16 protein-coding genes are annotated in these 13,214 nt (G+C 63.9%); 9 read left to right on the top strand and 7 right to left on the bottom strand.

Annotated elements, in window-relative coordinates:
- Positions 1–18 precede the first annotated feature (18 nt).
- Genes hisF through NYQ83_RS15710 form a run of 6 tightly spaced genes read left to right on the top strand, consistent with a single transcriptional unit; the run spans position 19 to position 3,948 of the window.
- The gene (hisF, locus tag NYQ83_RS15735; protein WP_261215760.1) at positions 19–810 is read left to right on the top strand and encodes an imidazole glycerol phosphate synthase subunit HisF; all 792 of its coding nucleotides are present in this window, start codon (positions 19–21) and stop codon (positions 808–810) included.
- Positions 807–1,145, top strand: a complete 339-nt coding sequence (locus tag NYQ83_RS15730) for a phosphoribosyl-ATP diphosphatase (RefSeq protein WP_261215759.1) — start codon at positions 807–809, stop codon at positions 1,143–1,145. Before hisF ends, NYQ83_RS15730 begins: the two co-directional genes overlap by 4 nt.
- Entirely contained in the window at positions 1,133–2,098 is a 966-nt protein-coding gene (gene coaA, locus NYQ83_RS15725) for a type I pantothenate kinase (protein WP_128290446.1), read from the top strand. Before NYQ83_RS15730 ends, coaA begins: the two co-directional genes overlap by 13 nt.
- A gap of 2 nt (positions 2,099–2,100) precedes the next feature.
- Positions 2,101–2,838, top strand: a complete 738-nt coding sequence (pyrF, locus tag NYQ83_RS15720; protein WP_261215758.1) for an orotidine-5'-phosphate decarboxylase — start codon at positions 2,101–2,103, stop codon at positions 2,836–2,838.
- Between the two features lie 11 nt (positions 2,839–2,849).
- On the top strand, positions 2,850–3,161 hold the full coding sequence (locus tag NYQ83_RS15715) for a DUF1330 domain-containing protein (RefSeq protein ID WP_128290448.1): 312 nt from the start codon (positions 2,850–2,852) through the stop codon (positions 3,159–3,161).
- Between the two features lie 4 nt (positions 3,162–3,165).
- On the top strand, positions 3,166–3,948 hold the full coding sequence (locus tag NYQ83_RS15710) for a molybdopterin-synthase adenylyltransferase MoeB (protein WP_261215757.1): 783 nt from the start codon (positions 3,166–3,168) through the stop codon (positions 3,946–3,948).
- Between the two features lie 36 nt (positions 3,949–3,984).
- On the opposite strand, the gene NYQ83_RS15705 is transcribed toward NYQ83_RS15710, so the two are convergent.
- A complete protein-coding gene (locus NYQ83_RS15705; protein WP_261215756.1) occupies positions 3,985–4,983 on the bottom strand; it encodes a 2-hydroxyacid dehydrogenase in 999 nt (332 codons plus the stop codon).
- 202 nt (positions 4,984–5,185) lie between these two features.
- Between NYQ83_RS15705 and NYQ83_RS15700 the strand changes: the two genes are divergently transcribed.
- Positions 5,186–5,683 (top strand): SH3 domain-containing protein, encoded by a 498-nt coding sequence (locus NYQ83_RS15700; protein WP_261215754.1) that lies wholly within the window; start codon positions 5,186–5,188, stop codon positions 5,681–5,683.
- 39 nt (positions 5,684–5,722) lie between these two features.
- Here NYQ83_RS15700 and NYQ83_RS15695 read toward each other — a convergent pair whose 3' ends face one another.
- The 3 genes from NYQ83_RS15695 to NYQ83_RS15685 are packed head-to-tail and all read right to left on the bottom strand — an operon-like array spanning position 5,723 to position 8,809.
- Positions 5,723–6,550 (bottom strand): carbohydrate ABC transporter permease, encoded by an 828-nt coding sequence (locus NYQ83_RS15695; protein ID WP_261215753.1) that lies wholly within the window; start codon positions 6,548–6,550, stop codon positions 5,723–5,725.
- Between the two features lies 1 nt (position 6,551).
- The gene (locus NYQ83_RS15690; RefSeq protein WP_128290452.1) at positions 6,552–7,547 is read right to left on the bottom strand and encodes a carbohydrate ABC transporter permease; all 996 of its coding nucleotides are present in this window, start codon (positions 7,545–7,547) and stop codon (positions 6,552–6,554) included.
- Positions 7,544–8,809: an ABC transporter substrate-binding protein gene (locus tag NYQ83_RS15685; RefSeq protein ID WP_409977014.1), complete on the bottom strand. Its 1,266-nt coding sequence runs from the start codon at positions 8,807–8,809 to the stop codon at positions 7,544–7,546. The genes NYQ83_RS15690 and NYQ83_RS15685 overlap by 4 nt, the downstream gene beginning before the upstream one ends.
- A gap of 355 nt (positions 8,810–9,164) precedes the next feature.
- Between NYQ83_RS15685 and NYQ83_RS15680 the strand changes: the two genes are divergently transcribed.
- Positions 9,165–10,166: a GNAT family N-acetyltransferase gene (locus NYQ83_RS15680; protein ID WP_409977013.1), complete on the top strand. Its 1,002-nt coding sequence runs from the start codon at positions 9,165–9,167 to the stop codon at positions 10,164–10,166.
- Here NYQ83_RS15680 and NYQ83_RS15675 read toward each other — a convergent pair.
- The 3 genes from NYQ83_RS15675 to NYQ83_RS15665 are packed head-to-tail and all read right to left on the bottom strand — an operon-like array spanning position 10,067 to position 12,497.
- On the bottom strand, positions 10,067–10,708 hold the full coding sequence (locus NYQ83_RS15675) for a Smr/MutS family protein (RefSeq protein ID WP_261215750.1): 642 nt from the start codon (positions 10,706–10,708) through the stop codon (positions 10,067–10,069). The genes NYQ83_RS15680 and NYQ83_RS15675 overlap by 100 nt on opposite strands.
- Before the next feature lies 1 nt (position 10,709).
- Positions 10,710–11,780 carry a murein transglycosylase A gene (locus tag NYQ83_RS15670; RefSeq protein ID WP_261215749.1) on the bottom strand — a complete coding sequence of 357 codons (1,071 nt, stop codon included), beginning with the start codon at positions 11,778–11,780 and terminating at the stop codon, positions 10,710–10,712.
- A gap of 9 nt (positions 11,781–11,789) precedes the next feature.
- Positions 11,790–12,497: a Tim44/TimA family putative adaptor protein gene (locus NYQ83_RS15665; protein ID WP_128290456.1), complete on the bottom strand. Its 708-nt coding sequence runs from the start codon at positions 12,495–12,497 to the stop codon at positions 11,790–11,792.
- Positions 12,498–12,638: 141 nt separating this feature from the next.
- On the opposite strand from NYQ83_RS15665, the gene NYQ83_RS15660 reads away from it, so the two are divergent.
- The gene (locus NYQ83_RS15660) at positions 12,639–13,127 is read left to right on the top strand and encodes an FxsA family protein (RefSeq protein ID WP_128290457.1); all 489 of its coding nucleotides are present in this window, start codon (positions 12,639–12,641) and stop codon (positions 13,125–13,127) included.
- Positions 13,128–13,214: the final 87 nt, after the last annotated feature.

The following is a 13,214-nucleotide window of genomic DNA, read 5'->3' as shown; positions in this document are numbered from 1 at the left end:
GAGCCTTCGGAGCACTCCTTGCTCAAAGCCCGTGTCATCCCGTGTCTCGACGTCAAGGACGGCCGCGTCGTCAAAGGCGTCAATTTTGTAGATCTCATCGACGCCGGAGATCCGGTGGAAGCCGCAAAGGCTTACGACGCGGCCGGTGCCGACGAACTTTGCTTCCTCGACATCACCGCCAGCCACGAGGAGCGTGACACGCTCCTCGACGTTGTCGCCAAAACGGCGGAGCAATGCTTCATGCCGGTCACCGTGGGCGGCGGCGTGCGGACCGTTGACGATGTCCGCCAGCTTCTCCTTGCGGGCGCCGACAAGGTTTCCGTCAACACCGCCGCCGTCAACGATCCGAGCTTCGTCGGCCGGGCCGCCGACAAGTTCGGCGATCAATGCATCGTCGTCGCCATCGACGCCAAGACGGTGGCTCCAGGCCGGTGGGAGATCTTCACCCATGGCGGCCGCAAGCCAACCGGCATCGACGCCATCGAATTTGCCCGCGAAGTCGTGTCTCTGGGCGCAGGCGAGATCCTTCTCACCTCCATGGACCGCGATGGAACGAAGACGGGCTTCGACCTCGCCCTGACGCGGGCGGTCGCCGATGCGGTCCGCGTTCCGGTCATTGCCTCCGGCGGTGTCGGGACGCTCGATCACCTGGTGGAAGGCATCCGCGACGGTCATGCAACGGCGGTGCTCGCGGCCTCCATCTTCCATTTTGGCACCTATAGCATCGCTGAAGCCAAGGCCCATATGGCGCGCGCGGGCATTCCCGTGCGCTCGTTTCCGCAGGAGAAAGCCCGGATGGGCCCGTCATGACCGATTTCACGCTGGAAAAGCTCGCCGCCACGATCGGCGCGCGCGCCGCCTCGGGCGACGACAATTCCTATACTGCAAGGCTTCTCGGCAAGGGCGTCGCAAAATGCGCCCAGAAGCTCGGCGAAGAAGCCGTCGAAGCCGCGATCGCGGCTGTGGAGCGCGACAACCAGGCGCTCACCAAAGAGGCGGCCGACGTTCTCTATCATCTCCTCGTCCTCCTGCACGCCGCAGGTGTCTCCTTCGACGAGGTCAAGGCCGAGCTTCAGAGCCGCACCGGGCAGAGCGGTCTCGATGAGAAGCGCTCGCGCGGCCCCACCGCCGACTGGAAGAGCTGATGGATCAAGTGTCGCCGCGCTCGCTCTCGCCCTATCGGTATTTCAGCGTCGAGGAGTGGTCGAAGCTGCGCGCCGACACGCCGATGACCTTGTCGGCGGAAGAGGTCCATGCGCTCAAGTCGATGAACGACCCGATCTCGATCAGCGAGGCGGAGGCGATCTATCTTCCTTTGTCGCGGCTTCTGTCCTTCCACGTGGAAGCCAAGGACAAGCTTTATGCCGTGCGCTCGAAATTCCTCGGCGCAAAAGAAGGCAAGATGCCGTTCATCATCGGCATCGCCGGCTCCGTGGCCGTCGGCAAATCGACCACCGCCCGCATCCTCAAGGAGCTGATGGCACGCTGGCCGGGCCATCCGCGCGTCTCCCTCGTCACGACCGACGGCTTTCTCTATCCGAACGCGGTTCTGGCAAAGCAGGACATGATGGAGCGCAAGGGATTTCCCGAGAGCTACGACGTCACGACGCTTCTGCGCTTTCTCTCCGACATCAAGGCCGGCAAGCGTGAGGTCACAGCCCCGGTCTACTCCCACCTCACCTACGATATCGTGCCGGGCGAGACTTTGACCGTCGATCAGCCGGACATTCTGATCCTCGAAGGCCTCAACGTCCTGCAGACGCGGGACCTGCCGCGGGACGGAAAGGAAGTCCCCTTCGTCTCCGACTTCTTCAACTTTTCCATCTATATCGACGCAGACGACGACGTCATCCGGCGCTGGTATATCGACCGCTTCATGAGCCTCAAGGGAACGCGGTTTACCGATCCGAGATCGTATTTTCACCGCTACGCCAATATCAAAGACGACGAAGCGCGCCGCGTCGCCGAGGGTCTCTGGGAGCGCATCAACCTCGTCAATCTCGACGAGAACATCCGCCCGACGCGACCGCGGGCCGATCTCATCATCGGCAAGGCGGGCGACCATTCGGTGAATGAAGTGGCGCTGAGGAAATTGTGACAATGCCCGACACCCAGAATTCTGCCGCAGGCCGCGACATTCGCCCGCGCAATGCGCGCGATCGGCTGATCGTCGGTCTCGACCTTCCCGACCTTGCGGCTGCCCGTGCCATGGTGGAGACGCTCGGCGATACGGTGACGTTCTACAAGATCGGCATGGAGTTGGTCTTTGCGGGCGGTCTCAGCCTGATCGAGCCGCTTCGGGCGGAGGGAAAGCGCGTCTTTCTCGATATGAAGCTTCTCGATATCGACAATACCGTCGCCGGAGGCATCGCCAATCTTGCCCGGCTCGGGGCAACGCTCACCACCGTTCATGCCTACCCGAAGGCGATGCGCGCGGCCGCCGCGGCGCGCGCTGACGCCAATCTCGGGCTTCTTGCCGTCACCGTTCTCACCTCCATGGATGACGCCGATCTCGACGAGGCGGGTTATGCGGAAAGTGCCGCCGAGCTCGTCCGCCGCCGCGCCGCGCAGGCCAGAGCCAGCGGCATCGATGGCATCGTCTGCTCGCCGCTCGAGGCGGAGGCGATGCGCGCGCTTCTCGGTCCCGACATGCTGATCGTGACCCCCGGCGTGCGCCCGACATCCGCAACGAGCGACGACCAGAAACGCGTGATGACGCCGGCCGACGCCTTGCGGGCCGGCGCCGATTACCTCGTCGTTGCAAGACCGGTGGTCAAGGCCGCCGATCCGAAAGCCTCAGCCCAGGCGATTGTGGACGAAATCGAAGCGAATTGCTGAAGGAGGGAAGAATGCCGAAGGGCTATTGGATCGCCCGCGTCGATGTGCGCGACCCCGAGCGCTACAAGGATTATGTCGCCGGCGCTGCCCCCGCCTTTGCCCGTTTCAAGGGCAAGTTTCTCGTCCGCGGCGGACCGATGCATTCACTGGAAGGAAATTCGCGCGCTCGCAACGTGGTCATCGAATTTGCCTCCGTCGACGATGCGCTCGCCTGCTACCATTCGCCCGAATACCAGGCCGCGCGCGAGCACCGGGTGGCGGTGGCGGATGCGGAGCTCGTGATCGTGGAAGGCTATTCGGGGCCGCAGCCTGGCGCGTCCTGATCCGATGCCGGAGACGCCCCTCCCCGACGGTGCGCCCCAATCGGCGGAAACGGATCTCAGTGCGGAGGAAATCGCGCGCTACGCGCGCCATATCGTCCTGCCCGAGGTCGGAGGCCCCGGCCAGAAACGCTTCAAGCGCACGCGCGTCCTCATCGTCGGAGCCGGGGGGCTCGGCTCACCCGTCGCCCTTTATCTTGCGGCCGCCGGGATCGGCCGGCTCGGCCTCGTCGATGACGACGTCGTTTCGCTCTCCAATCTGCAGCGGCAGATCATCCATGCGAGCGCCGATCTCGGCATGGCAAAGGTGGAGAGCGCGCAAAGAGCGCTTTCCCGGATCAATCCGCATGTCGCCGTAGACACGCACAGGGCACGGCTGACGCAGGAGAACGCGCCCGATCTCGTCGCCGGCTACGACATTGTCGTCGATGGCTCCGACAATTCCGCCACGCGGTTCCTTCTTCCGGACATCTGCGCGGCAGCCCAAAAACCGCTGGTGACAGGCGCTGTCGGCCGCTTCGACGGCTCGGTGACGACGCTTTTGCCCTTCAAGGACGACAATCCGCGTTACCGCGATCTCTTTCCGAAGCCGCCGCCTGAGGGGCTCTTACCGAGCTGTGCGGAGGCGGGAATTCTGGGTGCGCTCACCGGTGTCATCGGGTCGATCCAGGCCCTCGAGGTCATGAAACTCGCGGCAGGCTTCGGCGAGCCTCTGATCGGGCGGCTTCTCCTCTACGACGCCCTTTCCCAACGCTTCGAGACGATCACCTACAAGCGCCGCAAGCGCTGAGCCTCATTGAGCCGGAGCGGCATCGGCCCGCGAAGATCAGACCGAAAGCGGCAGAACGCGGTCCGGCGGCTTGTGCCCGTCCATCCAGGTGCGGATGTTGATGATCACCTTCTCGCCCATCTCGATGCGGCCCTCGATCGTCGCCGAGCCCATATGCGGCAGAAGCACCGCCTTGCCTTCCTGGGCGAGCTTGATGAGCTTCGGATCGATTGCAGGCTCGCCTTCGAAGACGTCGAGGCCGGCGCCGGCAAGCGAGTTTGCCTCCAGGCATTCGATCAAGGCCGCCTCGTCGATGACCTCGCCGCGCGCGGTGTTCACCAGATAGGCATCCGGGCGCATCAGCTTCAGGCGCCGGCGGGAAAGAAGGTGGAAGGTGGCCGGGGTGTGCGGACAATTGACGGAGATGATGTCCATGCGCGCCAGCATCTGGTCGAGCGAATCCCAATAGGTCGCTTCCAGCTCTTCCTCGGTCTTCGGATCGACGGGCCGGCGGTTGTGGTAGTGGATCGACAGGCCGAAGGCCTGGGCGCGGCGCGCAACAGCCGTTCCGATCCGCCCCATGCCGACAATGCCGAGCCGTTTTCCCCAGATGCGGTGGCCGAGCATCCAGGTCGGCGACCAGCCGGGCCATGGCAGGCCTTCCGGCAGGATCTGGGCTCCCTCCGCCAGCCGCCGCGGGACGGCGAGAATGAGCGCCATGGTCATATCGGCGGTGTCGCCCGTCAAAACGTTCGGCGTGTTGGTAACGGTGATGCCGCGCTCATAGGCGGCCCCGATATCGATGTTGTCGATGCCGTTGCCGAAATTGGCGATGAGCTTCAAGTTCGGTCCGGATTGGGAAAGCGCTGCGGCGTCCAACCGATCGGTGACCGTCGGCACGAGTACGTCCGCGGTGCGCAACGCCTCCACCAGCTCCGCCTGCGACAGCGGTCGGTCATCCAGATTGAGGTCAGCGCGAAACAGCTCTCGCATGCGCGTCTCCACCGGATCGGGGAGTTTGCGCGTTACGATGACGTGCGGTTTCGCCTTGGTCATGCACCACCTCTCCTCGGCGGCCCCCGCGGGAGCGACCGGCTGCCTTTAACATCTCTCTAGCAAAGGGCTGCTCAAAAACAAGGAACGAAGCGGCGCTTGGCCTCGCGGCGGAATGGCGCTAACACCTCCCGGTGTGATTTTCCGACCGCAGATGATGCGCCCTCTCCTCTTCCTTCGTTCTCGTCTCAGCCTTCTTCTTGTCTTGGCCCTGCTCGCCGTGGCTTGGCCGGGCGAGCCTGGATGGGCGCAGGCCCCCAAAGTGGGCCCGAGCGGCTATCCATTACCACGCTTCGTCAGCTTGAAATCAAATGCCGTCAACGTCCGCAAGGGGCCGGGCAAAAACTACGGTATTGCCTGGCGATTCGTGCGGGCCGGTTTGCCGGTCGAGATCATCCAGGAATTCGAAACCTGGCGGAAGGTGCGTGATTCGGACGGCGCGGAAGGTTGGATCCACCAGAGCCTCCTGTCTGGACGGCGCACGGCGATTGTGGCGCCTTGGGCCAAGGGTGAGCGCTTCAATGCCCATGCGGACGCAAACGAAACGGCCCGGGTGACGGCGATTCTCGAATCGGGCGTTGTGACCGACGTGGTGCGCTGCCGCGAGAGTTGGTGCGACGTGCGCGGCGACAATTACGAAGGCTGGGTGGAGCAGAATTCGCTCTGGGGCGTCTATCCCAACGAAAACGTCTCCGACGGCTGATCACACAGCCATCCGCGACATCAGCGGGAACGCTTCCGTTCACCCTTTTACACCTCCGGCCGTCAGGCCCGAGACGATCTTGCGCTGGAAAATCAGCACGAGAACGATGAGCGGCACCGTCACGACGACGGAGGCCGCCATGATCGTACCCCAGGGAATCTCCTGCTCGGACGCCCCCGACAGAAGCGCGATCGCGACAGGCACGGTGCGCGTGTCGTTGCTCGAGACAAAGGTGAGCGCGAAGAGAAACTCGTTCCAGGCGGCAATGAAGGCGAGAAGCCCTGTCGTCACCAGCGCCGGCCACATTAGTGGCAGGAACACCTTCATGACGATGGTCATCGGCTTTGCGCCGTCAACGATCGCCGCCTCTTCGATTTCCATCGGCAGATCCCGCATGAAGGTCGTCAGCACCCAGACCGTGAAGGGCAGGGTGAAGATCATATAGGCGAGGATCAGTGAGAAGAGCGAATTGTAGAGGCCGAAGAGGCGCACCAGTTCGAAGAGTCCGGCGAGCACCGCGATCTGGGGAAACATCGAGACGGCGAGAATCGTCAAAAGCAGGATGCTGCGGCCACGAAACTCGATTCGCGACAGGGCGTAAGCCGCCGTGACCGCCAGAAAGAGCGAGATCGCCACCACCACGAAGGCGACGATAACGGAATTCAAGATGTTGAGCGGGAAGACACCGTTGACGAGCACGTCGCGATAATTGGCGAGCGAAAAATCCGTCGGCAGATAGTCGACGCGAAAGAGCGCCGTACCCGATTTGAAGCTCGTCAGAATGGCGTAATAGAACGGGAAGACCGAGAAGAGCACGATCAGGACGACGAGGGCATAGAAGGCCGCACGCTTGACGAGGACCGGCATCTCAGCGCCCTCCCCCGAGATTGAGCCGCGCCGCCTTGATGTAGACGAGCGTGATCGCCGCGATCACCAGGAAGAGGAGCGTCGAGGCCGCCGAACCGTAGGCGAACTGATCGAACTGAAAGAGGTTTTCCTGCGCGAAGACCGACATCGTCTTCGTCTCGGTGTTGTTGGGGGTTAGCACGTAGATGAGGTCGAAGACGCGAAGGGCATCGAGCGCCCGGAAGATGACGGCCACGAGGATCGCCGGGCGGATGAGCGGCAGCGTCACCTTGAAGAACACCTTGACCGGATGGACGCCGTCGATCTTCGCCGCTTCGTAGACGTCGGAGGGCACCATCTGCAGCCCGGCGAGGATGAGAAGCGCCATGAACGGCGTCGTCTTCCACACATCGACGATGATGACGGCCCACATCGCCGTCTCCGGCGAGGCGGTCCAGGCGATCGGATGCGAGAGGATGCCGACCGACATCAACATGTCGTTCAGGATGCCGAACTGGTCGTTCATCATCCAGGCCCACATCTTGGCCGAGACGATCGTCGGGATCGCCCAGGGGATGAGGACGGCGGCACGCACAAAGCCGCGGCCGCGAAACGGCACGTTGAGGACGAGCGCCACGATGAGACCGAAGACGGTTTCGATCGAGACGGAGACAAGGGTGTAATAGACGGTGTTCCACACCGCATTCCACCATTGAGCGTCGAAGAAGAGGCCGAACCATTCCCCGGTCCCGTCGCCATAATCGACATATTCGAAATAGTTGCGCAGGCCGACGAATCGGGCGGCGTCGAGATCGGCCAAACTGGCATCGGTGAAGGAGAACCAGATCGTCTGCAGAAGCGGCCAGCCGGCGACGAAAGCGAGGACGGCGAGCATCGGCGTGAGAAAGAGCCAGGCGGAGGCGAGCCGCTGCCTGGAAAGCGCGGAGCGCGCCGCGGGCTGTTCTTCAGTCCGCATCGCCTCGTCGGTCGGCGGGGCGCCCAGGGTCGCGTTCGTCATCGCCAGCCGTCCCGCTTCAGCCGGCGCAGCCGGTGTTCCAGCGTCTGAAGGTTGGTTTCCGCCGATGCCGCGCCTGCAAGCGTCTCGTTGACGGCCGTCCAGAACTCCTTCGACACTTCGTTGTACTGCCGCTTCGTGGGGGCGGAGGGCCGCGGCACCGCCTTTTCGACGACATCTGCCCATTCGGCGATGATCGGCTGGCGTTCGGCGATGTCCGGATCTTCATAGAGGGCCGGGATCGTCGGCAGCCGCGCGTAGGTGAGCGCCCGCTCCTTCTGCGCCCGGCGCGACGACAGGAAGCGGACGAGCTCGATCGCTTCTTTCTTGTGCCTGGAATATTTCGACACGGCGAGGTTCCAGCCGCCGAGACAGGGAGCCGATCGACTGCCAGGCTCGGCCGGCAGCGTCGTCACCTCAAACTTGCCTTTGACCGGAGAATCCTCGCCGTTCGACAGCGCATAGGCGTAAGGCCAGTTGCGCATGAAGACGGCATTGCCGGTCTGCCAGACGCCGCGGGCCTCCTCCTCCTTGTAGGCGAGCACACCTGCAGGGGCGATCTCCCTCACCCAGCCATGCGCCCGCTCCAGCGCCCGGGCGGCCGCCTCGTTGTTGATCGTGATCTCGCCCTCAGGCGATACGATCTGCCCGCCACCGCTCGAGGCGACCCATTCCAGCCCGTTGCAGGTGAGGCCTTCATAGGGGGCGCCCTGAAAGACAAAGCCGTAGATCTGACGGTTGCCGGCGGCGCGTTCCTGATCCTGGATCTCTTTGGCGGTTTCGGTCAGCTCCTCCCACGTCGTGGGCGGTTTCCTGCCGTATTTTTCCAGGAGGTCCTTGCGGTAAAAGAGCGCCGGCGCATCCGTATACATCGGGAATGCGACGAGCCGCCCCTCGACGGTCTGTGATTCGATCACGGAGGGGAAATGGTCGCCGATCACGTCGGCCATGGCCTCGCGCAGGTCGACGAATTGATTGGCAAGCTGCGGCGCCCAGATGACGTCGACACGGTAGATGTCGATATCGTCGGTGCCGGCCGCGAGCCACAAACGATATTGCCCGAACTGGTCGCTCGTCGAAGCCGGCATCTCGACGATGTCGACCTGGTGGCCGGTTTCCGCCTCGAATTCCACAAGCTGCGTGCGCAATTCCTGAATATCGGCACCGACCGAGCCGGAGACGATCGAAAGCTCGGCGGCAGAAACCTCGCCGGTGCCAAGAGCCATTGTCGCAGCAACGGCCATCGCCGCGCGGCCAAACCGCATGTTCCCCTCCCATCCGGCCGGTATTTCCCGGCTCTTTCCTGTCTTGCGTTGCGATCTCAACGATCATCCGCAGCGCTGGTTGCGGGAAAGTCTAGCCGGTCACGGCGGCATATTGGGAGTCCTTTGCGGGAGGGTTGGCCGCGATCTTGTCGATTCTGTGCTTTTCTTCTTTCTTTGCATTGCGCGAAAGCTGGCCGCGACCAATCGACCGTGATCGTGCCTCCACTCCTCTCAAGCCTGGCCACGTCACTCCAATGTCATGTTTTTCTTATGGAATATGGCAACTCTGGTCGATGTCGGCGCGATCGTTTAAGGAGAGCGCATGAGATCGAGATTCCCCAGGGGCAGGGAGGCCATGCAGGGACGGCATCATCTCTCTCCACGACGACTGGTGCGGCGTTTTGCGCCCGGTCTCGGGAGGGCTCGGGGCAGCGGTTTCGTGCGCCCATTCGCAAAACCGGGTCGCGCGCCTTGGCGGGCAGCCCGCCATGTCGGAACCCTCGGACGGCTCGGAGATCTCGAGGCGCGGCTTGCCCGCTCTCCTTCGGAGATCCGCCGCTCGCAAGGGCTGCGCTATCACGTCTTCTACGAAGAGATGGCAGCCATAGCCGACGAGGAAACCTATCAGCGGCGGCGCGACGCCGATCCTTACGACCTCATCTGCGATCATCTTCTGGTGCTCGATCACGCCGTCCCGCGGCGACCGTTCCTGCGCTCGAAGCCCGAGATCGTCGGGACCTACCGGCTGCTGCGGCAGGAGATCGCCGAGATCAACGGCGGCTTCTACTCGGCCGGCGAATACGATGTCGGATCACTCGTCGCGCGTTATCCGCATCTGCGCTTTCTGGAGCTCGGTCGCTCCTGCGTGCTGAAACCCTACCGCGACAAGCGGACGGTTGAGCTCCTCTGGCACGGCATCTGGAGCTACGTGCTGATGCACGGCATGGACGTGATGATCGGTTGTGCCAGCATTCCGGGCACCGATCCCGACAAGCTCGCTTTGCCTTTGAGCTTCCTGCATCACAACGCGCTGGCGCCGGAAGAATGGCGGGTGCGGGCGGTCGAGGAGCGTTACGTCGAGATGAACCGCATGGCTGCGGATGAGATCGACGCCAAGGCGGCGCTGCGCCAGCTTCCGCCGCTGATCAAAGGGTATCTCCGCCTCGGCGGCTATATCGGTGAAGGTGCCGTCGTCGACTATCAGTTCGGCACAACGGATATCCTGATCATCCTGCCGGTCAGCGCGCTCAACCCGCGCTATGTGGACCATTTCGGCAATGACGCGAGCCGGTTCGCGGCGCCTGCTCCGCCGTCCGGGCGGCGGCGGTTCGTGCCGCTGCGGCGCAACCTGACGTAAAGCGCCCCCTCGCCTCCGTGATGGCGTGAGGCGTGCTCATAAGCGACGACGAGCTCGCGGAACGCGGGCTCTGCGAGCCATCGCGGCACCATCGTTTTTAACACCCCCTCGCCCTCCGAACGGCCTTTGCCGGTGATGACGAGGACCAGGACATGGCCGCGCGCCTGCGCGCCCCCCAGAAATGCCAGGAGGCGATCATGGGCGCGTTGCTGGGTCATGCCGTGCAGGTCGATGCGCGCATCCGGCTCAGCACGGCCGCGCAAGAGGCGGCGCTTCAGCCGGGGCTCAAGCGCTGCGGCGGCGTGCGGTTCGGTGCGGGGTTTCGGTTCGGGAGAGGTTATGGCGTCGACGGGGGGTGGCGCCGGGCTCCGCTTTCCGGACGTGAGGGCGGCAGCACTCGTCTGGGGGACCACGTCGCCGTCCGGCATCGTGCCTCCGGCAGCGAGCTCGTCGCTGAGGGACCGGCTCTTCAGGGGCCGTACGGTCCGGCGAACCTTATCCCAAAGCGCCTTGTCCTCGGGCGAAAGCTGTTTGCGGGCCATCTCAGACCATCGCTTTCGGGAGAAGGAGACGCAGGACGCCGCGATCTCGGATCTCGCCGGCGGCCTTCCCGGCGTCCTCGCCTGAACCTGCAAAGATATCGGCCCGTCCTGCGCCCTTGATCGCCGAGCCCACATCCTGCGCGACCATCAGGCGGCAGAACGGGCGGGCCCCGAAGCCTGGAAGCGGGGGCGCTGAGACAAACACCGGCAGATGGAGGGCGGCAAAGCGCGGATCGACGGCGAGGCTGCGCCCGGCGCTGAGCGGGACGCCTGCCGCCCCCAGAGGGCCCTCGTCGGAAGCGAGATCGACGATCTCTTCGAAAAAAATAAACGAGCGGTTCTCGGCCATCAGGCGGCGTCCGGCCTCGCGATGCGCCTTGAGCCAATGCTCGAGGCCGGCTTTTCCGGCAGCGTCCCTGGCAAGATAGCCGCGCTCGGCGGCGAGGCGGCCGATCGACGTGTAGGCGTGTCCCGATTTTCCGGCAAAGCCGATGCGCATATGCCGGCCATCACCAAGAGAGAGGCGTGCGGAGCCCTGAACATGGATGAAAAAGAGATCGACGGGGTCCGCCACATAGGCCAGTTCCAGACCGCGGCCCGCCAAGGCGCCGGCTTCGATCGCCGAGCGATCGGGGCAAAGGGGAGGCCGGTCCGTGATCTCGGTTTGGACGGCCTCGTCGGGGGGCCGATAGATCGGCACGCCGAACGCGTCGGAAGGCTCGCGCCGGGCTTCGATTACGGGTTCGTAATAACCAGTGAGGAGGCCCTTGGTGGCGGAGGGCGCCAGCGCGAAAAACGTCTCGAAGAAGCTGCGAGCTTCGGCGGATGACGGGTCGGCCTGCACACGCAACGCACCCTCCGCGGCCGCCTTCAGACCCGGAAGCATGTCCGGCGAGGATGTTTCCTCAGCGCCGAGCCGTTCCGCCGATTTGCGGAAGGCCCGAAAGGCGGCGCGATGATCGTCCTCAGCCCAGCCTGGGAGGGATTTGAGAGACAGCTGACGACACTCGTCCGCGTCGGAGGCGGACGAGGTCAGCGTTGCGATGGACGAGGTCGGGGCGTCTCCAGCCACCGGCGGTGCTCAGCTGGAGCCGGTTGCGACCAGCTCCCAGTTGGGATCGCGGCTCGTCGTGGCACGGGCGAAGGTCCAGACCTCATCGGGCTTCTGGACGGTGTTGGGATCGCCCTCGATCACTCGACCCTCATTGTCGTAGGTGACGGAGACGATCTCGGATTTGAAGCGGACGGAAACACGCGCGACCTTGTCTTCCAGCTCTGCTTCGGTGAGCTTGGCGCTCTCGAAGCCGACGAAGCTCGTCTCCAGCCTCTCACCGCGCTGCTCCCGCTCGCTCATGGCGGTGGCGAAGCTCTCGTAAACGTCGGCGGAGAGAAGGGACCGCAAGGTGGTGCGGTCGCCCGCAGCGAAGGCCTGCACGACCATCTCGTAGGCGGATTTTGCACCTTCCAGGAAGGAATCGGGCTCGAAGGCGGGATCCGCGCGGCTAATCGCCACAAGCCCGTCATAAAGCGGCGTATCGGGCTTGGCATGGCGCTTCAGAGCGCTCCAATCGGGAGTGCTCGGCATTTCCCGCTCGGGCACCTGACCGGGACGCGGCAGGGTCACGACGTTCTCGGCCGTATGACGGGCTGCGACAGGCGGTTTGCGGCCGTTCTCATAGGGCGAGGGTTCGCTGCCGGTGCGACGGCCCAGAACGCTGCCGAGGCGCATAAAAATGACGACCGCGATCACCAGGAAGATCAGAGAATAAATGTCGAAAAAGCCGCTCATGCCGATATCGTGCACGCTCCCTACGGGCGTTCGCTTTCTTTCCCGGCAATGTAAGCACGATCCTGGCCGAGTCCAGCAGGTCACAGGAAAGTCTTTAAAAAACCGGCCGAGACACCATATCGCAGGATCAGGATTGAACCCATGCCAATTTTCCTTCTCCTCCTCCTCATCCCGCTGATCGAGGTCGGCACGTTCGTCGTGGTCGGTCAGTATATCGGCCTCGCCCCGACGCTGCTTTTGACGCTGTTGACGGCGATCCTCGGCACAGCGCTTTTGCGCCATCAGGGTCTGAGGACCATTTTGCGCATCCGCAGTGACCTCGAATCCGGGCGCATGCCGGCGCGCAGTCTCGCCGATGGTGCGCTGATCGCCGTGGCCGGGGTGATGCTTTTGACGCCGGGCTTCGTCACCGACACGCTCGGATTTCTGCTTTTCGTTCCGGCGGTGCGCGATCGGATCTGGCAGTTCATCCTGTCGCGGGTCGATCTTCGTGTGGTCGGCGCGCAGAGTTATCAGTCCGCCAATTATCAGTCGACACGGCGCGGGCCCAACGGGGAGACGGTGGTCGACCTGGATGAGGGCGAATTCGAGGTCCACGAGATCGATCCGGATCAGAACCGCCGGCGCTGAAGGTCGGGAGCTATCGGCACCGGCCGGCTTGACCGGAAAGGGCGCACTGGCCCGGAAAGGCGCCTGACCGGGCCATCATGGGCGGTG

The sequence above is a fragment of the Afifella sp. JA880 genome (genome assembly GCF_025379905.1).
Lineage (GTDB): Bacteria > Pseudomonadota > Alphaproteobacteria > Rhizobiales > Afifellaceae > Afifella > Afifella aestuarii.
The sequence above is the reverse complement of the archived record's forward strand: the minus strand, read 5'-3'. Positions and strand labels throughout refer to the sequence as shown.